The organism is Chryseobacterium sp. 14P4.3.2, from assembly GCF_057799275.1.
The window spans coordinates 126,107-143,871 of sequence record NZ_JBYOKO010000011.1 but is presented as its reverse complement, the minus strand read 5'-3'; the positions used below and the strand labels follow the sequence as shown (position 1 = coordinate 143,871).

Here is a 17,765-nt window from a genome sequence, read left to right as displayed (position 1 = left end):
CTATCTTACAAAAATATTATTTTTATTCAGTACATTCATTTCTCTTTTTATTTTTTCTTGTATTGATCAGTCTTTGCATTAAAATTAATCCTGATAAAATTATAAAAAGAGCATACAGCATGGAGTTGTACGCTCTTCAAAAATCATTCCCATTGTACTTTTCCTTCTACGTAATATACCTTACCTCTGTCTTCGTAAAGAAGATCATATCCCTGGCTCGGCAGATAGAAATGACAGACCTTGGTCTCACCGTTTCTATCTTTGAAATCCAGTACGGCAGGGCACATTTTTGCATGATCCATTTTCTTCACTATTAAATCATAATTCTTCTGAATATTTTTCTTAGTGTACATAGACAGCATCCTGTCATCCATAAAACGAATATACTTTAGGGATGAAAGAGGATAGACAATCAATGAAAACGGTTTTCCTGCCTATGCAGCCGCATTTTCGTTAAAAAAATTAATCATTGAAATACTGTCATGAGTAATATTTTTCAACACACTCGTTTCATATCTTTTCCCATCATTAAATTCCATACTGTATATTGCTTCCATTTTCAAGGCAAAACCAGTTTTGGATTTCTTCAGCTAAGGTCTGTAAATGTTTTTCCTTTCCTGATAACAATTAAAACATTTCCTTCACCGTAATCACAATCATAATATTGTTTATAGTCAAAAGGCTCTTTTCTGTTGGTTTCCAATGTGTCATTTTCTGTATTTTGTGAAAAAACCTTCCGGACAACAATATCCATACTACTATCAGTTTATAATTTTTCATAATTCAATTATTTTTCAGCTAAAAGCAGGTTCATCTTTTTCAGCAGACCTTTTTTCTTTTATTTCTTCAAACTGATCTCTCACAAAGCTGTATAGGAACATGGTAATTTCTAAAACAAATCTTTTCATAACTCTTTATTTTGTCTTCTGTTTCTTAAAATTCCAGTTGATCAGAGGCAATTTTCTCTTTCCGTTCTCATTCCACATCCCGATCTGTATTCCTCTGAAATCCTTACATTTATTATACAATCCAATCTGAACTCCCCTGCATTTTTGCCCTACATTAGCAAAAGATGCCACAGAAACCCCGTTCATCTCGTGATGCAGGTTGAAAAACGGCGAAACAGAAACTCCATTTGTAACAGCATACGTACTGATATTACTGGAAACATTAATCTCTAACCCATTGGTGACAGTAGGCTCCATATTGATGAGTGACAGCTGTACTCCATTAATTCTGTTCATTTTTTGTCTGGAAATAACAGCATAATCATTATCAAGGTCCCAACCTTGTACTGATGGTAAACTAACAAGCATAAGCGGTGGAAGAAAAACTCCAATAATATTGAAACCCATACCCAGCCCATTTACTTTTTTAGGCGTAAAATTCTCCTCTTCATCGAAATATTTGAAAAGAATTCCATTGACGTTTCTGATATTCTTTGAAGGAGAAGCAGCAACTATTCTGGGCTTCAGAGAATCTACTTTTAAACTATCTGACGCATACGCCAGACTATGGAATAAAAGGACCATTAATAATAAGATTCGTGTTTTCATAATTCATTGTTTTAAAATTATATTTCAAAATTATCATCAGAAAGAACACTTATAAATGTGAATAAAAATTAAAAAAAATACTACATTTGTGAAAATCACAAAACTATGCACCAGGAAGCTTTACTGAAGGAAATCCGAAGAAAAATTGGTGAAAAATCCTTAAATGATGAGATCGCTAATATTCTTGACATCAGCTATGATGCGGCTCATCGGAGAACTTCTCTGAAAGCCAAGTTCAGTTTTGAAGAGGCTCTGGAGCTTGCCAGATATTATCAGATCTCTCTGGATCAGTTTCTGGGAACAGAAAATCAATTGGTTGTCAAAAGAACTCAGCCTGTAAAAACAACTGAAGATCTTTTCAACTATTTTGAAAGTTCACTTAAGATTTTAAACGTTTTTCAGAATATTACGGATTCTAAAGTATTTTATTCAGCAAAAGACATCCCGTTTTTCTATACGATTTCAGATTCAGTTTTGTCCCGTTTCAAGTTTTACGTGTGGATGAATTTATTGAATCAGGATAAATTCTTAAGCCCGTTTCATGAGTTTAATTTTGGGTATCATTCTGTGAAAAATGAAATGCTTAAAGATTTGTACGACAAGCAGAATGTTACAGAAATATGGAATGATACCACAATAATGAGTGCATTGAGACAGGTTTCTTTTTATTATGAAATGGGACTGCTAAGGAGTAATGATGTTGATCTGATTCTTGAAGATCTGAAACACCTATTACAAGAACTTGAAAATAAGACACTGGAAAAATCCAATTTTCAGATTTATGTAAATGATCTCGTGATTTTAAATAACAGTATCCTATTTAAAAATGAGCAGCAATGTTCTTTTTTTATTCCTTTCAGTATGTTCGGATATATGATGACCAATGATCAACTGACCTGTGAGGATTCTCTGAGCTATTTTGAACATCAGATTAAAAACTCGAAATCATTGAATGAATCCGGAAACAGGGAGAGGAAAATATTTTTCAATAAAATGTATCAGCAGATTGACTGTTTAAAACAGGATTTATCATGAAAACTCTTCAAAACGGCCAATATTTTGGTCTCACTAATGAAAACGTACATTTTGAAGGGCTGATCATCACCGATACAGAATATACCCATCCTTATGTAGACTGGCATTATCATGAAAATGCTTACTTTACTTTTTTACTTCAAGGTCATATGACAGAAGGCAATAAAAAAGAAATTTACGGATGTTCTCCCGGCACCCTGCTTTATCATCATTGGGAAGACCCACATTATAATGTTAAGCCCGATCTTTTCACACGGGGATTTCATATTGAAATTACACAAGACTGGTTTGACGCTTTTAATCTTCAGAAAAACAAAGCAGAAGGCAGTTTCAACATTAAAAATCCAGCATTAAAATTACTGGTTTATAAAATTTTCAAAGAAACCAAACTCAATGATACTTCTTTTGAGGTGGCAGCTAATGAACTTCTGCTGAATCTTTTTTCTCAACTGGCTCCCAGGAATAGTACCTTCGAGAAGAAACCGTTATGGGTTAGCCAGGTGGATGAAATCCTGCACGAAAATTTCACAGAAAAAATAAGCCTCAAAGAACTGTCCAAAACCGTAAATATTCATCCTATCCATCTCAGCAGAGACTTTCAAAAGCATTTCCACTGTAATTTGGGTGAATATATCAGGAAACTGAAGATCAGTAAATCTCTGGAACTGATCAACAGAAAGCATACTCCTCTCACGGATATAGCTTTAGAATGCGGCTTTGCAGATCAGAGTCATTTCATCCGGTGTTTTAAAGAAAATATCGGGATTACCCCCTTAAAATACAGGAACCTTCTAAAAATTCCCTAAACTTAAAATACATGAAAAAAATCGTTATTCACGATTTGGATACATCATTCCCCGATTAGGCTACATTTCAATTCTTTTAACTTTCCATCTTTGTACCACTATTTAAAGCAAAAAAAATATAAAATGGAAACTAAAAAAGTATGGCTCGTAACAGGAGCTTCCAAAGGGTTAGGATTTGAATTGGTTAAAAAACTATTATCCGAAGGATTCAAGGTAGCTGCAACAAGCCGCACTGTTGATTCTTTGATTTCAACGATTGGAGAAACTTCTGAAAACTTTCTGCCGCTGAGTGTAGACATTACAGATAATAATGATGTAAAATCTTCCATCGAAAAAACAGTTGAACATTTCGGACAGCTTAACGTGGTCGTGAACAACGCAGGATACGGACAAATCGGGACTCTTGAAGAACTTACCGATGAGGAAGCAAGAGAAAATTATGCGGTTAATGTTTTCGGAACGTTAAATGTGATCAGAAATGCAATGCCTTATCTTCGTGAGCAAGGATCTGGAAACATCTTTAATATTTCTTCTGTTGGAGGTTATTCGGCTAACTTTCCAGGTTGGGGAATTTACTGTTCAACCAAATTTGCAGTTGCCGGATTTACAGAAGCACTGGCTGAAGAGGCCAAAGAGTTCGGAGTTCATGCTACGGTAGTTTATCCCGGATATTTCCGTACAGATTTCTTAACGAAAGACTCTGTGAGAACTCCCTCCAATCCTATTCAGGCCTACGAAGCTGCAAGAACTTCAGAGCAAGCCCACCTTAATGATATTAATGGAAATCAGCCTAATGATCCCGGGAAAGCTGCAGAAGTACTGATCCAGATCAGTAAAGAAAAAAATCCACCTGTACATTTGTTATTGGGAGTGGAAACCCTTGAAATTCTGAATAATAAGATTGATATTCTGAAGAAAGATTCAGAGAAATGGGAAAGCCTGACGGTTTCGACTGCGATTTAATTATCCTTTCTATGCTGTCCTTTTGCATTGAAGCAAGAGAACGAAAAACTCAAAGCTTATATGAATTATTAAGATTTTATGTAAGGAGTGAAAAATACTGAGAATTTGTCTTATAAATATTCTTTACATAAAATCTTATTCATTCAGAATCAATTCAATATTCGAATTAATTAAATAATTTAGCGATTATGAAACAACCAATCCGTTTTAATTCTATTTCAGATTTTCACTCTTTCTGTAATCTTTCGAATCCGGATCATCCGCTCATCAGTCTGATAGATTATAGCGAAGTCAATTATCCTGTAGAAGGTGCTGAGCTGAAATGGATTCAGAATTTTTATTCGATTGGCCTGAAAAAAAATGTCTATCCGAGGTTCAATTATGGCCAGCAGCAATATGATTTTGATTCGGGGGTTTTATGCTTTGTTTCTCCACAACAGTTCCTAAGCCTTGAAGTAAAACAGGATATTGAAGTAAATCCTACAGGATTTTTATTACTGATACATCCTGATTTTCTGTGGAATACATCTTTAACTAAAAAGATAAAGTCTTATGATTTTTTCAGTTACCAGGTAAAGGAAGCCCTTTTTCTCTCAGATAGGGAAGAGAAAATCATCGTTGAGATTTTTAAAAATATAGAACGTGAATATCAATCCAATATTGATAAATTCACTCAGGAATTAATTATTGCACAAATTGAATTACTATTGATCTACTCTGAGCGTTTTTATGAACGTCAGTTTCTAACCCGAAAAAGATCAAGTCATGAGTTGCTGCATAAGTTTGAAGAAGTGCTTTCCCAATATTTTGACAATGAAAAGCTCCTTGAAAATGGAATTCCATCTGTAAAAATCATCGCCGAGCAAATGAATATTTCTCCCAATTATCTGGGGACCTTACTACGTATTCATACGCAGCAAAATACACAGCAGCATATCCAGAACCGGTTAATAGATTCTGCCAAAGAGCGTTTAAGCACCACGCATTTATCAGTGAGCGAAATTGCTTATGAACTGGGATTTGAGCATCCACAATCTTTCAGTAAACTGTTTAAGCAAAAAACAAATCAGTCCCCCGGAGAATTCAGGAAACTGTTTAATTAGAAGAATATAATTGACAGCATGTTAATTTCATTCTATTTTGCAATGAGAAAGTTGACTATTTTTGTTGAAATTCTATTGAGATGAAAATAACATCAACTTTTGCCTTTGTTCTCATATCTTGTTTTTACTCCGCACAGAACCGCGATATTGTGAATGCAGATAAAATTGAAAACCAGATCCAGAAGAAAAATATCAATAAGGTCATTTTTCTTAATAAATCGATATCTATTGAAAATCTCAAGGAATCTGACATCCTTAAAAGTATGGTATTCCAGGAAAGTCAGAATCTCGATCTGCGCGTTTTTACGGACAATTCCCTGGTTAATTATCTGCACCAGCTAGATCCTTCTTTAACAGCGGATGAGCTTCTTCAAAAAGGAAATTACCAATTTTCATTTTACGTAGACGGAAAAATGATTTATCAGGAAAATCTTAACAAAGGAGCAGGGATTCCGAATGATAAGAAGTTCAAGACCACCTTTAGAATTCCTCTTTTAAGCAGTAATAATGAGGATTCATGGGGAAGATATCTATGGATGCGTTTTTATTTTGGTCACGACGGAATTGACGCACTGCAAAGTGGAAATCATATTTTAAAAATCGAGATCCGCCCTTATCTAAAAACCTCGGTATTAAAAACAGGAAATATTATTGCTTCTGGAGAAATAAACTTAAATGTTCCCCAAAAAAGTAGCAGTGAAACTCAAATTGCTCTTCAGCCCATACAACCACACAGCGGATGGAAAGTTTCTGATGACAAGTTCAGCCCTGAAAAAATAAGACTTTTAAACAAAAAGATTGCAGAAGAGAGGTTCAAAGAAATTACAGGAATAATCGTTATTAAAAATGATAAACTTCTTCTGGAAGAATATTTTAATAAATCCGGAAGAGATTCTTTACAGGATACCAGATCGGTAGGAAAATCATTTGCTTCTGCGCTGGCAGGTATTGCTATTCAGGAAGGTTACCTTAAAAGCGAACATCAAAGTCTGAAAGAGTTTTACAATTTAAAATCATTTAAAAATTACAGCCCTAAAAAAGACAGTGTTACCATTAAAAGTCTTCTGACTATGAGTTCCGGTTTTGACGGTAATGATGATAATTCCGATTCTCCCGGAAATGAAGAGAATATGTATCCAACTGATAATTGGGTTCAATTCACATTAGACTTACCCATGACGGAAGATAAAATTGGTGAAAACTGGAATTATTTCACTGCAGGAGTAGTCGTTGTGGGAGATATTATAAACCAATCAGTCCCTAAAGGGTTAGAAAATTACGCAGACAAGAAGCTTTTCCAGCCACTTGGAATCTCTAAATATAAATGGCAATTCACTCCTCAGCAAAAGCCTTCTCTGGCAGGCGGACTGCGAATGAGCGCTCTGGATTTCGCAAAATTCGGACAGCTTTATAAAAATAACGGAATCTGGAATGGCAAAGCAATTTTAGATAAAAGCTGGGTTCATAAGTCTTTCTCCAATTACTTTACAGATAATAAAGACTTTGAAGGATATGGATATTTGTTCTGGAGAAAAGTATACCAGGTTGGAAATAAAAATTTTGAGGCTTATCAGTGCAGCGGTAATGGGGGGAATAAAATCATCGTATTCAAGGATATTCCTTTCGTAATGGTCATTACAGCAAAAGCTTATAACAAACCTTATGCTCATTCACAGGTTGATAAAATAGTACAGGAATATCTTTTACCCGCATTATTGGGTAATGAGTAATTTTTGAGGAAAGTGTACTAGAAATTCGAATGAAAAAACTGCTTAATGCAAAGTTTATTCGTCTTTTTTAGATGGTACAAGAAATACGTCCATCAGGCCTTCTGGCAGTTGCATTTTTATGAATCTTTCTTCTCTGTTCACTTCCAGAATCCAGTCTTTGATAAGAGGAATAACAATTTCTCTACCTTCAAATCCAAGAATAAAATAATTCTGTGCAGTCTGATCGTTTACTGATCTGATTACCCCACAGTCATTCCCATTTTCGTCAAGAATATCATATCCTATGATCTCATGATAATAGAACTGTTTTCCAGAAAGTTTTGGTAATGTAGTAAGCGGCAGGTAAACACTTTTACCCAAAACCTGATCTACAATGGCCTCAGTGGCATTTTTAAATGCAAGATTCAGAGCATCTAACTTGCTCCATGATGATTTTTCAATAAAAAACGGAACCAATAATCCGTTGATTTCAACGAATATTGATTCCAATTTATTGTAAAGCTCGGGTTGGTCGGTATCCAATTTAAGGATCACGTTACCCGCAAGTCCGTGTCTGCGTGTGATTTTCCCTAAAAAATAGCAATCTTCTTTACGCATAACAGAATTTGTTCTTAAGCTTCAGTGTTTTCTTCAGTTTCAGCAGCAGGAGCTTCTCCTTCTGTAGCTTCAACAACTTCTTCAGCAGGTGCGTTAGCAGCTTCTTCAGCAGCTTTAGCATCAGCTTCAACCTGTGCAGCAGCAGCAATTCTAGCTTCGTTTACTTTTACTTCAGCGTCTAAAGCAGCTTTCTTAGCATCAGCTTTAGATTGTGCTAAACCTTCTACTTTACCTTGTACTTTAGATTCTTTAGATTCTAACCAAGCGTTAAATCTTTTCTCAGCTTCAGCTTGATCAAAAGCACCTTTAGCTACACCACCTTGTAAGTGTTTTTTGTAAAGGGCACCCTTGTAAGAAAGGATAGCTCTAGCAGTATCAGTAGGCTGAGCACCGTTGTTTAACCACTGTACAGCAGAATCAACGTTCAATTCGATAGTTGCCGGGTTAGTAATTGGGTTGTAAGTTCCTAGTTTTTCGATGAATCTACCATCTCTTCTTGCTCTAGAATCTGCAACCACGATGTGGAAAAAAGGTTTTCCTTTTTTACCGTGTCTTTGTAATCTGATTTTTACTGACATAATGTTTGAATTTTACGGGAACTCGTCCCAGTTAAATATTTAAGAGTGCAAAGATAATATATTTTTTTCAATTAGGTAATTTGAATATGATATATTTTAACATTTTTTCAAATTATCATTATAAAGGGCAATATTGTAGAAATAAGTACAGAAATAAAAACAGCCAGAAATACAATAAGATTATCTCTCGTTTTTCCTGTAGTCAGCCTAATCACAAAATAGTTGATGATATAAACAGGTATCAGTAAAAAGAACGAAAATCCACCAGCGGATTCAATCACCAAATACAAAAAGATCATTCCGATAACAGAGGCTATTACAATTCCTAAAAGACTTTTAAAAACTGTTTTCTTATCTATTTTATCGTTCTCTTTTACCTTTGAAAAATGACTAAACTTGTCAAAAATAAATTTCTTCAATTCATTACTTTCTATAATTCCTGAAGAAATATTTTCACTAATAAAGTCAATGCCCTCTCCTTTCTGCACTAAGTTATGAACTTCAAAAGAAATTCTTCCCTTTTCTTTTATCAGAGTTTTTCTATATTCAGCTTTCTTTACAAATTCATTATAATTGAACTTCTGGCTGATCACATCATGCATTTCATCATTGATTTTACCTGTGTGATCCATCATATAAAGATAAGCTATGATCAAATCTTCTTCATTATAATTTCTGTAAATATTCTTCATATTAAACAGCCCCCATATAAAATAACCCTAAACATTTCTGATTTTCTTCAATAGTCAGAGATTCTTTAAGATGGTCCACAATCTTTGGAGAGCTCCAGTAGCATCCTACATTATTTGCGGTACAGGTAAGGTACATATTCTGGACTGCCATTGAAGTTGCAGCAATTTCTTCCCATTCAGGAACCATCCCACTGAAGTTGACAACGATGGAAACTACAACATCTGCTTTATTGATTTTAAAACCGATGTCATTGTATTTTTTCTCCAGAAAAAGCTGTTCGGGCTGACTGGCTTTGTATATTGTCTGCATTTCTAAAGCCAGTTTTACTTTTTCTTCTCCCTTGAATATTTTGAAACGCCAAGGTTTTGTACGTTTATGATTGGGAGCTAAAGTAGCCGAATGTAAAATTTCATCAATAACTTCCTGAGAAATTTCTGTATCGGTATAATCTTTTGGAAAAATACTTCTTCTCTGCTCTATTATTTCTTTTAAAATTGATGCTTTGTTCATAACTGCAAATTTACAATATGGAATTCAATCTGTTTCATTTAAAATGTTAAGAATTCCCCCTTCGTTTAAGATTTTTATAAGCTTTATAATTGCTCAAAAACCAAAGAGTTCCAAATAAAAAGAAAACTCCAAATACATTTGAAGTTTATATTATTTATTCCGCTCATCATTTAATTGTGAAACAAAATTCACTATTAAAGAGTATTCATACTAAAGTACTTCTATGATTTTCTGATGAATCTTATTCAGTGTAAATTCATCTCCTGCTTTCATGCCCATCATTTTTTTAGACATAGGGCTTTCAGGAGAGATCGCGTAAAACCGGTCTCCTTCAAAAAAGAACTCTCCTAATGAAACAGAAATATAAAACCTTGCTTTATTAGTTACAACAATTGACCCCAGCTGAACTCTTTCAGTAGCTTTATTGAGTACTTTTGCCATATTGCTTTTAAGATCATTCAAAGCACCAAGCTGTCGCTGCATCTGATAAATCTCCTCCTGCATTTCTTCTCTCATGCTGTCATATTTTGGAGTTTTTTTGATGTCACGGCTGGCCTCAAGGGTAAATTCGATAAAATTTTTAAGTTTCTCAATTTTCTCTGCAATGATAATTTTTACAAAGTCTCTGATAGCACTTTTTTCAAATACGGTCTTCTCCATACAATCGATTCTTTATATAAAGATAATATTTTTAGAATAATAATTAATATTTTCGTCATATATTAAAATAAACTAATGATCAATAGAATTTTAAATCAGTTCTCCCGCAGGGGCAGAATCACAAGGAGCCACTATATTATTTCTCTTATTATATTTTATGCACTCACCTATCCTTTAACGTTAATTGAGAAACATTATGAACTGTCAGAAGATGGTAAAGGAATCGTTGGTCTCTGTATGTTCCCTTTCTTATTTTTTATTCTGCTGAAAGGGGCAAGAAGATGCCATGACAGGGGCAACAGCGGCCTGTATCAGTTTATCCCCGGTTATTTCTTCTTTATGATGCTGGGCGACAGTGATTATGGAGTCAATAAATATGGCCCTAATCCAAAAGGAAAAGGAAATGATACATTCAATACCACAACAGATGATTTTCAGAATGCATTAATAAGTAATATGAAGCACAACCCACAGCACTGCAGACGTTGTGGCTGCCAGCGCTGCAGTTGTAAATAACAAAAAAAGGGAATTCTTCATCATTTTTAAAAATTGTTCCTAGATTTGCATTTATAAAAACTAAAATCATGTTTAAAGCCCCCTTTTCATTTGAGGGAAGAATCAGAAGAACAGAATACGGACTGTCATATCTTATCTATCTTGCACTCTCTGTACCTTTCAATCTTTATTTCCAAAATAACGAACCATCAGGAACCGTTGCTGTAATTTTCTTTATTTTACTTATTCCATTTCTTTGGTTTCTTATTGCACAAGGTGCTAAAAGATGCCATGACAGAGGAAACTCCGGTTGGTTTCAATTGATACCATTTTATGGATTATGGATGATATTTGCTGACAGTGATCACGGGCCAAATGAATACGGTCCTAACCCGAAAGGAGAAGGAAATTATAATTCGATTAATGAGATTGGTAAAAAAGAAATTTAATAAATAAGCCCTGTCAATTGACAAGGCTTTTATTTTATTTTTCAGATAGCTTCTTAAGATCTGCAAGTCCCTGATTAAACATTTTACCCATATTATTATCCATCAGAGGTTTCATAATTTTCATCATAGGGCTCAACTCATTGTCAATGGACCATGTCACTTTTGTTCCGGTTCCTTCCGGTGTAATAATGAAAGTTGCTTTAGCACTTCCATCAAAAGGTTGAATAAAATGAAGCTTTGTCATCATTTTTTCGTTGGGTACAATTGCAGTAATAGACTGTTCACCTTCACTTTCATCTCCTTTCCAGTGATATGAATCCCCTACTTTATCTCCGTCTCCGGAATACGTAATTGAAATATCTCTCACTTCCTTGGAAAAGGGATCCCACATATTATACCCTTTTAATGAACCTACATACGTCCATACTTTTTCTTTGGGAGCATTAATGACAACAGATTTTTCATAGTGATAATCTTTACTGAAAGTCAGGACAGCAATTACTGCATACACAATAAGCAGAAGAAGGATAATACCAATGATTTTTAAGAATGTTTTCATAGTTTATATTTTTAAGGTTTTTTATTTCAATGATCATTACTGAATCTGTCCTCAAAATTAAATATTCCGGCATCGCCTCCACTTTCCATATGACAAGATTATTAAAGATAAGGTATTTTTGTCATACCATGTTATTCAGGCATTATTTTTGACCCTTTCAGCCAGATCCCCAGTGAATCATTACATTTACTTTATATAAAAAAATCTAAAAATGAATATTTTAACAGAAAAATTTAATACTCCCTATCACTCAGCCCCATTCAGTGACATTAAAAATGAAGATTATCTGCCGGCTTTTAAAGAATTGATTCAAAAATCCGAAGCAGAAGTTGATGCCATTGTCAACAATACTGAAGCTCCTACTTTTGAAAACGTAATTGAGGCATTGGCTTACTCAGGAAAGCAGCTGGATGTGGTATCCAATATATTTTTCAATTTAAATTCAGCAGAAACCAGTGACGAGCTTCAGCAGATTGCTCAGGAAGTTTCTCCAATCTTAACAGAATATTCTTCAAAAATATCTCAAAACGAAGCCCTTTTCAATAAAATCAAAAAAGTATATGATGAAAAGGAGCAATATAACCTCAATAGTGAGCAGGAAATGCTTTTGAATGAAACCTACAAAGGTTTTGTAAGAAGCGGTGCTTTGCTGAATGAAGAGGAGAAAGAAAAATTAAAGAAAATCAGTATGGATCTTTCTTTAAAATCTTTACAGTTCGGACAAAATGTATTGTCTTCCACCAATGCTTATTTCAAACATATCTTGAATAAAGAAGAACTTGCAGGAATTCCGGAAGCTATTATTGAACAATACGCAGAAGAAGCAAAAGAAAGAAACCTCGAAGGCTGGGTAGTTACACTCCAATATCCAAGCTATATTCCTTTCATGACCTATGCGGAAAACCGTGAACTGAGAAAAGAACTGGCTTTGGCGAATGGCAAAAAATCTTTTGACGGAGGAGAATATGATAACCAAAACCTGATCAGGGAACTTCTTAATTTAAAACAGCAGAAAGCGGTTCTTTTAGGTTATAAAAACTACGCAGATTATGTACTTGAAGAAAGAATGGCAAAATCTCCGGTAAAAGTTTTTGATTTTTTAAATGAGCTGTTAACTAAAGCAAAACCCTACGCAGATAAGGAAATCGAAGAGCTAAAATCCATTGCAAAAGCAGACGGAATTGAAGATATGCAGAGCTATGATCATACTTTTTATGCTGAGAAGCTCCGTAAGCAGAAATTTGATCTTAATGATGAGGAGCTCAAACCTTATTTTCCATTACATCAGGTTCAGGATGCTGTTTTTGGCCTGGCAGGGAAACTTTTCGGATTAACTTTTGAAGAAAGAAATGACATTCCGAAATACCATGAGGATGTAAAGGTATACGAAGTAAAAGAAAACGGAACTTACAAATCTCTTTTATATGTGGACTATTTCCCAAGAAAAGGGAAAAGAGCGGGAGCGTGGATGACCAGCTACAAAAGCCAGTACCAACAAAATGGTGAAAACTCTCGTCCTCATATTTCTATCGTTTGTAATTTCAGCAAACCGACCAAAGATACGCCTAGCTTACTGACATTTCAGGAGGTAACTACTTTGTTCCATGAATTCGGACATGCACTCCACGGAATGATGGCTGATACCCAATACCCTACTCTTTCGGGAACTTCTGTAAAATGGGATTTCGTAGAACTTCCATCACAGTTCCTAGAAAATTTCTGCTATGAGCCTGAATTCTTAAAAACATTTGCTAAAAATTATAAAACAGGAGAAGTACTTCCTGATGAAAAAATAGAAAAAATAGAGCAGTCTAAAAACTTCATGGAAGGTTATCAGACCATGAGACAGCTAGGTTTCGGACTTATGGATATGAATTACCACACAAAAGTAGATGAGCTGGATCATGAAAGTGTAAAAGACTTTGAGGATAAATATACCAAAGCTACAAGCCTTTATCCTGTAAACCCGGAAACAGCAATGAGTCCGAGCTTTTCACATATATTTCAGGGTGGATATTCTGCAGGTTATTATTCTTATAAATGGGCAGAAGTATTGGATGCTGATGCATTCCAGTATTTTAAAGAAAACGGAATCTTCAATCCGGAGATTGCTGCGAAGTATAAGATACTTCTTTCTTCAGGAGGAACAAAAGACCCTATGGAATTATATAAAAACTTCAGAGGTAGTGAGCCGAAAGTGGAAAGTCTGTTGAAGAGGGCATTTGGATAGGACAACATTTTAAATATTACACTAAAACCTCACTTATAGATAAGATCTGGAAAGATTCAACACTTCAAAACAAATGAATAACATAGTACAAAGACTTGAAAACGTAAAAAAACTTCAGGCAAAAAGATGGCAGAATGAAGATCACTGGGATACTTTAAACGATCTTTTGATTAAAGAATTGGATGAAATTTTATTTATTGAACCTAAAAATACCTCTGCTTTAATTAACATTGGGGCTATTTATTCTGATATGGGAGAAAATGAAAAAGCTTTGCACTATTTAAAAATGGCTTTAAACCTAGGTTCAGAAGATAAAAACCTTTTTGTAAATCTGGCTATTGTTATGATTTATATGGAAAAGCATCAGGCAGAATATTTAGAATATCTCGAAGAAGCTGAAGAGAAAGTTGAGAATTCGCTTACCTTTAAAGCGTATTTTGATCCACAATCCCATTAAAATTATATATACGCATTTGCTTTGTTCATGTGCACCTGAAGATCCACGAGAATGTATAAAAATTTTTGGCAAAGCAGAGCAGCATTTTTTTAAAAAAAAGTATTGCGATAAGCTCTCATTGAAGAACTAAAGAAATGTAAAGCTGTTTTTAATAAATCATTAAAAACAGCTTTTATTGGTATAGCTGCCGAAAATATAAATAATTTTCAGGAAATACGCAGAAAAATGTGCAATACACGCATGAATAATTAATTTGTAAATTGCATTGATTCACACTGATGTATTTTTAAATATTAACTTCAAAAATTAAAACCATGTTAATAGCCATTTTACTTCCCTTTTTATCTTTTATGATTCGTGGAAAAATCCTTACCGGAATTCTGTGTTTTATTTTGCAGATTACGCTTATAGGCTGGCTTCCTGCTGCTATCTGGGCAGTAATGTCGCTGAATAATGAAAGAGCCAATAAACGGAATGAGAAATTAATTCGGGCAGTGCGTGACCGTCAGAAATAAAATTATTTTACCTCTATATTCTCATCCTTTACTTCTGTAAAGGATTTTTATTTCTGAAAATTGTAATTTTATGGCTTATCAAAAAACATCCTGTCTTCCTATTTATTTTATCCTAAAACCATGAGATATTCATTCCTATTATTTTTAGCTGCTTCCATACCTGTTTCTGCACAGGTAGATACATGCCCTACCTATGTTACTCCTGAAATAAGCATTAAAAAAATACAGTTTCTTTCATATCCTGAAATGGAGATCGAAAACCAGAATTTAAAAAAGCTACCTATCAGAAAAAAAATCACATCTACCAGTATTACGGAATATGATAAAAATGGCAACATTATAAAAAATACACAAACCGGCAGTACCCAAAAAAACCTGAAATGCACCTATACAAATGGAATTCTTACTGAAAAGCAATTCGTGTATATTGCTGATAAAGATAAAATAGAAGCCTCTAACCGGCAAGCTTTACAACAGGCAGAAGCGAGGGCCAAGTACAGCAATGATGGGATAATCGATGTATCTTATCAACAACCCAACAGTACAGAAAGTCTTTACACCGCAACATTAAACAGTAAAAATCAGGTAACATCTTATCGTTCTCAGGAATTTGAATTGAGTGAAAAAAGTAAAAAACTGACCTCTGATCAAAAAACGGATATAACTTATCAGGATGGCAAAATATCTACAATACAATCTCCTGACAGCAGACAGCAGTATTTCTATCAAAACGGGATACTGGTAAAAAGAGAATCGCAGGTAACAGAAAGATTTCAGGAAAGGAAAACAACAGAAGAGCTTCTTCATGATAAAAACAAAAACCTGATCGCTATCCGGTACAAAGAGGAACTTACCAGAAATGGAGAAATTGCAGAAAAGCGCTCAGGGATCAGAGATTCTGTATCCTATGATCAAAAAAACAGAATGATAAGATTCGGTTGGAAAAAAGACTTCAGCCAATATACCTACGACAAATCCGGTAATCTGGCTTCAGTTACTGATTTTTATAATAATAAAGAGAACAAAAGAACAGAATTTGTCTATGATAAAAATCTTTTAATAAAAATATCAGAAATTTCAGGGGACTCTTCTTCTCCCAAAAAATATTTAAAAGAGTATACCTATAAAAACGGACTCATGACGGAAGTAAAATATTATGCTAATACTCAATTAACGGCAAAGAAAGTTTTTGAGTACAATAATAAAAACCTGCTCACTAAAGCACTCTCATTAAATCCTGTTTATGACCGGGAAAAAGGACTTATTAAAAATGAATTTAAAACATCATTACAAACAGAATACGTTTATGACGGGAAATTTGTTATTATGAAAAATAACGATAAAGAAGCCCTGCGTTACGAACTGTATTAAATTCTTATTTCTACCTGATCCATCATCATTCAAAAATATCAGCTTATGAAAGAAAATAAATATGATAACCCTTCTTTTTTTGACCAGTACGAAAAAATGCTGAGGTCACAGTTAGGCCTGGAAGGTGCCGGAGAGTGGCATACCCTGAAAAAGATGTTACCTGATTTTAATGGAAAAAATATTCTTGATCTTGGTTGTGGCTTTGGATGGCATTGCCGCTATGCTATTGAAAATGGGGCGAAATCCGTCATTGGAATTGATCTTTCAGAAAAAATGCTGGCAAAAGCAAAGGAAATTAATGATCTGGAAAGCATTCGATATGAAAGAAAAGCATTGGAAGATGTTGATTATCCTGCTGAAACATTTGATATTGTGCTAAGCTCACTTACATTACATTATGTAGAATCCTTTGAAAGCATTGCTCAGAATATTTTTCAATGGCTAACCTCCGGAGGTCATTTTATATTCTCAGTGGAACATCCTGTTTTCACAGCAGAAGGAGGTCAGGACTGGGCTTATGACAAAGATGGTAACAAAACATCCTGGCCGGTTGACCGTTATTTCATAGAAGGAAAAAGAAATACGACTTTTTTAGGTGAAAATGTCATCAAATATCACAGAACTTTAACTTCTTATATAAATACTTTATTAAAGATCGGTTTCAAAATAAAAGAAATCACAGAACCGGAGCCCGGGCAGGAAATGCTGAAAGAAATTCCGGAAATGAAAGATGAGCTTCGGCGTCCTATGATGCTATTGATTTCTGTAGAGAAATAATTGAACTACAAATTCAACTAAGAATATCAGTAAAATAAGTATTCATATACACATTTTGAGACTATATAGCAACAAGCCTGGATTTCTTATCCGGGCTTTACTTATATACTGTAATGAATTAGTTCGTGCAATACTCGTTATCATATTACTTTCATTAAGGATCAGCTATATTTCTGTTCAAATGATCAATTATAGATCAAATATCATTATTTTTCATCCTGTCGAAAAAGTATTATGAGACGGAAAGCTGTTCAATAAAGGCTGTCATTATTCGCGAATAATGACAGCCTTTATTGAAAGCCAATTATCTGATTATTTTTCAAGATTAGATTTTCATCAATATTTCTATTAAAAAAAGGAAATTTATTCTTTTTGAGCAAATAAAATAAATCTTTAGTTCCAGTTTCTACTAAAAAACAATTTTAATAAAACCAAATAAAAATCTAAAAATCAAATAAATAAAATACAATACCTGTTAATATTCGCGAATAATGACACCCTTTTCCTTGTCAATTATATTGTTTCGGGATAGCTTTGCATCATTCCCTAATGACTGATCTTATATGGAAAATCAGTATACAATTATTACAAAGAAAAAATGAAAAAATTAACAATATCACCTATGTCCTGTGCTTCGGTTTATTCTCAAAGTAGAAACTAATATTCACGGTATACGACTTA

Annotated in this window: 22 protein-coding genes; 12 read left to right on the top strand and 10 right to left on the bottom strand. The window is 34.2% G+C overall.

What is annotated here, in order from left to right; genetic code table 11:
* Window positions 1-143 precede the first annotated feature (143 nt).
* From AC27VX_RS16430 to AC27VX_RS16415, 4 genes are all read right to left on the bottom strand, one after another.
* Window positions 144-374, bottom strand: coding sequence for a hypothetical protein (locus tag AC27VX_RS16430; RefSeq protein WP_236855792.1), 231 nt, complete (start codon window positions 372-374; stop codon window positions 144-146).
* Window positions 375-434: 60 nt separating this feature from the next.
* Window positions 435-557: a hypothetical protein gene (locus tag AC27VX_RS16425; protein ID WP_488696698.1), complete on the bottom strand. Its 123-nt coding sequence runs from the start codon at window positions 555-557 to the stop codon at window positions 435-437.
* A 29-nt stretch (window positions 558-586) separates the two neighbouring features.
* Entirely contained in the window at window positions 587-754 is a 168-nt protein-coding gene (locus AC27VX_RS16420) for a hypothetical protein (protein WP_236855793.1), read from the bottom strand.
* A gap of 160 nt (window positions 755-914) precedes the next feature.
* A complete protein-coding gene (locus AC27VX_RS16415; protein WP_236855794.1) occupies window positions 915-1,556 on the bottom strand; it encodes an LA_2272 family surface repeat-containing protein in 642 nt (213 codons plus the stop codon).
* 105 nt (window positions 1,557-1,661) lie between these two features.
* Between AC27VX_RS16415 and AC27VX_RS16410 the strand changes: the two genes are divergently transcribed.
* The 5 genes from AC27VX_RS16410 (at window position 1,662) to AC27VX_RS16390 (ending at window position 7,193) form a co-directional block, all read left to right on the top strand.
* Entirely contained in the window at window positions 1,662-2,591 is a 930-nt protein-coding gene (locus tag AC27VX_RS16410; protein WP_236855795.1) for a helix-turn-helix domain-containing protein, read from the top strand.
* Entirely contained in the window at window positions 2,588-3,397 is an 810-nt protein-coding gene (locus tag AC27VX_RS16405; RefSeq protein WP_236855796.1) for a helix-turn-helix transcriptional regulator, read from the top strand. The genes AC27VX_RS16410 and AC27VX_RS16405 overlap by 4 nt, the downstream gene beginning before the upstream one ends.
* A gap of 123 nt (window positions 3,398-3,520) precedes the next feature.
* Window positions 3,521-4,360, top strand: coding sequence for an SDR family NAD(P)-dependent oxidoreductase (locus tag AC27VX_RS16400; RefSeq protein ID WP_236855797.1), 840 nt, complete (start codon window positions 3,521-3,523; stop codon window positions 4,358-4,360).
* Window positions 4,361-4,548: 188 nt separating this feature from the next.
* Complete coding sequence (locus AC27VX_RS16395) at window positions 4,549-5,463, top strand: helix-turn-helix domain-containing protein (protein WP_488696695.1); 915 nt, start codon at window positions 4,549-4,551, stop codon at window positions 5,461-5,463.
* 80 nt (window positions 5,464-5,543) lie between these two features.
* Window positions 5,544-7,193, top strand: coding sequence for a serine hydrolase domain-containing protein (locus AC27VX_RS16390; RefSeq protein WP_488696693.1), 1,650 nt, complete (start codon window positions 5,544-5,546; stop codon window positions 7,191-7,193).
* Window positions 7,194-7,247: 54 nt separating this feature from the next.
* Here AC27VX_RS16390 and rimM read toward each other — a convergent pair whose 3' ends face one another.
* The 5 genes from rimM to AC27VX_RS16365 all read right to left on the bottom strand — a co-directional run bounded on the left by rimM (window position 7,248) and on the right by AC27VX_RS16365 (window position 10,231).
* Window positions 7,248-7,790: a ribosome maturation factor RimM gene (gene rimM, locus AC27VX_RS16385; RefSeq protein WP_236855800.1), complete on the bottom strand. Its 543-nt coding sequence runs from the start codon at window positions 7,788-7,790 to the stop codon at window positions 7,248-7,250.
* A 14-nt stretch (window positions 7,791-7,804) separates the two neighbouring features.
* Entirely contained in the window at window positions 7,805-8,368 is a 564-nt protein-coding gene (locus AC27VX_RS16380; protein ID WP_236855801.1) for a 30S ribosomal protein S16, read from the bottom strand.
* A 107-nt stretch (window positions 8,369-8,475) separates the two neighbouring features.
* Window positions 8,476-9,060, bottom strand: coding sequence for a hypothetical protein (locus tag AC27VX_RS16375; protein ID WP_236855802.1), 585 nt, complete (start codon window positions 9,058-9,060; stop codon window positions 8,476-8,478).
* Between the two features lies 1 nt (window position 9,061).
* Complete coding sequence (locus AC27VX_RS16370; RefSeq protein WP_236855803.1) at window positions 9,062-9,571, bottom strand: nitroreductase family protein; 510 nt, start codon at window positions 9,569-9,571, stop codon at window positions 9,062-9,064.
* 210 nt (window positions 9,572-9,781) lie between these two features.
* A complete protein-coding gene (locus AC27VX_RS16365; protein WP_236855804.1) occupies window positions 9,782-10,231 on the bottom strand; it encodes a GreA/GreB family elongation factor in 450 nt (149 codons plus the stop codon).
* Between the two features lie 75 nt (window positions 10,232-10,306).
* On the opposite strand from AC27VX_RS16365, the gene AC27VX_RS16360 reads away from it, so the two are divergent.
* A complete protein-coding gene (locus tag AC27VX_RS16360; protein WP_488696689.1) occupies window positions 10,307-10,747 on the top strand; it encodes a DUF805 domain-containing protein in 441 nt (146 codons plus the stop codon).
* Between the two features lie 68 nt (window positions 10,748-10,815).
* The gene (locus tag AC27VX_RS16355; protein WP_236855806.1) at window positions 10,816-11,175 is read left to right on the top strand and encodes a DUF805 domain-containing protein; all 360 of its coding nucleotides are present in this window, start codon (window positions 10,816-10,818) and stop codon (window positions 11,173-11,175) included.
* A gap of 34 nt (window positions 11,176-11,209) precedes the next feature.
* On the opposite strand, the gene AC27VX_RS16350 is transcribed toward AC27VX_RS16355, so the two are convergent.
* Window positions 11,210-11,734 carry an SRPBCC family protein gene (locus AC27VX_RS16350; protein ID WP_236855807.1) on the bottom strand — a complete coding sequence of 175 codons (525 nt, stop codon included), beginning with the start codon at window positions 11,732-11,734 and terminating at the stop codon, window positions 11,210-11,212.
* A gap of 211 nt (window positions 11,735-11,945) precedes the next feature.
* On the opposite strand from AC27VX_RS16350, the gene AC27VX_RS16345 reads away from it, so the two are divergent.
* The 5 genes from AC27VX_RS16345 to AC27VX_RS16325 all read left to right on the top strand — a co-directional run bounded on the left by AC27VX_RS16345 (window position 11,946) and on the right by AC27VX_RS16325 (window position 17,084).
* The gene (locus AC27VX_RS16345) at window positions 11,946-13,964 is read left to right on the top strand and encodes a M3 family metallopeptidase (protein ID WP_236855808.1); all 2,019 of its coding nucleotides are present in this window, start codon (window positions 11,946-11,948) and stop codon (window positions 13,962-13,964) included.
* Window positions 13,965-14,037: 73 nt separating this feature from the next.
* Window positions 14,038-14,421, top strand: a complete 384-nt coding sequence (locus AC27VX_RS16340; protein ID WP_236855809.1) for a tetratricopeptide repeat protein — start codon at window positions 14,038-14,040, stop codon at window positions 14,419-14,421.
* 314 nt (window positions 14,422-14,735) lie between these two features.
* A complete protein-coding gene (locus AC27VX_RS16335; RefSeq protein WP_236855810.1) occupies window positions 14,736-14,936 on the top strand; it encodes a YqaE/Pmp3 family membrane protein in 201 nt (66 codons plus the stop codon).
* A 120-nt stretch (window positions 14,937-15,056) separates the two neighbouring features.
* The gene (locus AC27VX_RS16330; RefSeq protein WP_236855811.1) at window positions 15,057-16,307 is read left to right on the top strand and encodes a hypothetical protein; all 1,251 of its coding nucleotides are present in this window, start codon (window positions 15,057-15,059) and stop codon (window positions 16,305-16,307) included.
* 45 nt (window positions 16,308-16,352) lie between these two features.
* The gene (locus AC27VX_RS16325) at window positions 16,353-17,084 is read left to right on the top strand and encodes a class I SAM-dependent methyltransferase (protein ID WP_236855812.1); all 732 of its coding nucleotides are present in this window, start codon (window positions 16,353-16,355) and stop codon (window positions 17,082-17,084) included.
* Window positions 17,085-17,765: the final 681 nt, after the last annotated feature.

Coding starts and splice junctions, on each gene's coding strand:
- AC27VX_RS16430 (WP_236855792.1), bottom strand. CDS start 374: ATGGATGACAGGATGCTGTCTATGTACACTAAGAAAAATATTCAGAAG.
- AC27VX_RS16425 (WP_488696698.1), bottom strand. CDS start 557: ATGGAAGCAATATACAGTATGGAATTTAATGATGGGAAAAGATATGAA.
- AC27VX_RS16420 (WP_236855793.1), bottom strand. CDS start 754: ATGGATATTGTTGTCCGGAAGGTTTTTTCACAAAATACAGAAAATGAC.
- AC27VX_RS16415 (WP_236855794.1), bottom strand. CDS start 1,556: ATGAAAACACGAATCTTATTATTAATGGTCCTTTTATTCCATAGTCTG.
- AC27VX_RS16410 (WP_236855795.1), top strand. CDS start 1,662: ATGCACCAGGAAGCTTTACTGAAGGAAATCCGAAGAAAAATTGGTGAA.
- AC27VX_RS16405 (WP_236855796.1), top strand. CDS start 2,588: ATGAAAACTCTTCAAAACGGCCAATATTTTGGTCTCACTAATGAAAAC.
- AC27VX_RS16400 (WP_236855797.1), top strand. CDS start 3,521: ATGGAAACTAAAAAAGTATGGCTCGTAACAGGAGCTTCCAAAGGGTTA.
- AC27VX_RS16395 (WP_488696695.1), top strand. CDS start 4,549: ATGAAACAACCAATCCGTTTTAATTCTATTTCAGATTTTCACTCTTTC.
- AC27VX_RS16390 (WP_488696693.1), top strand. CDS start 5,544: ATGAAAATAACATCAACTTTTGCCTTTGTTCTCATATCTTGTTTTTAC.
- rimM (WP_236855800.1), bottom strand. CDS start 7,790: ATGCGTAAAGAAGATTGCTATTTTTTAGGGAAAATCACACGCAGACAC.
- AC27VX_RS16380 (WP_236855801.1), bottom strand. CDS start 8,368: ATGTCAGTAAAAATCAGATTACAAAGACACGGTAAAAAAGGAAAACCT.
- AC27VX_RS16375 (WP_236855802.1), bottom strand. CDS start 9,060: ATGAAGAATATTTACAGAAATTATAATGAAGAAGATTTGATCATAGCT.
- AC27VX_RS16370 (WP_236855803.1), bottom strand. CDS start 9,571: ATGAACAAAGCATCAATTTTAAAAGAAATAATAGAGCAGAGAAGAAGT.
- AC27VX_RS16365 (WP_236855804.1), bottom strand. CDS start 10,231: ATGGAGAAGACCGTATTTGAAAAAAGTGCTATCAGAGACTTTGTAAAA.
- AC27VX_RS16360 (WP_488696689.1), top strand. CDS start 10,307: ATGATCAATAGAATTTTAAATCAGTTCTCCCGCAGGGGCAGAATCACA.
- AC27VX_RS16355 (WP_236855806.1), top strand. CDS start 10,816: ATGTTTAAAGCCCCCTTTTCATTTGAGGGAAGAATCAGAAGAACAGAA.
- AC27VX_RS16350 (WP_236855807.1), bottom strand. CDS start 11,734: ATGAAAACATTCTTAAAAATCATTGGTATTATCCTTCTTCTGCTTATT.
- AC27VX_RS16345 (WP_236855808.1), top strand. CDS start 11,946: ATGAATATTTTAACAGAAAAATTTAATACTCCCTATCACTCAGCCCCA.
- AC27VX_RS16340 (WP_236855809.1), top strand. CDS start 14,038: ATGAATAACATAGTACAAAGACTTGAAAACGTAAAAAAACTTCAGGCA.
- AC27VX_RS16335 (WP_236855810.1), top strand. CDS start 14,736: ATGTTAATAGCCATTTTACTTCCCTTTTTATCTTTTATGATTCGTGGA.
- AC27VX_RS16330 (WP_236855811.1), top strand. CDS start 15,057: ATGAGATATTCATTCCTATTATTTTTAGCTGCTTCCATACCTGTTTCT.
- AC27VX_RS16325 (WP_236855812.1), top strand. CDS start 16,353: ATGAAAGAAAATAAATATGATAACCCTTCTTTTTTTGACCAGTACGAA.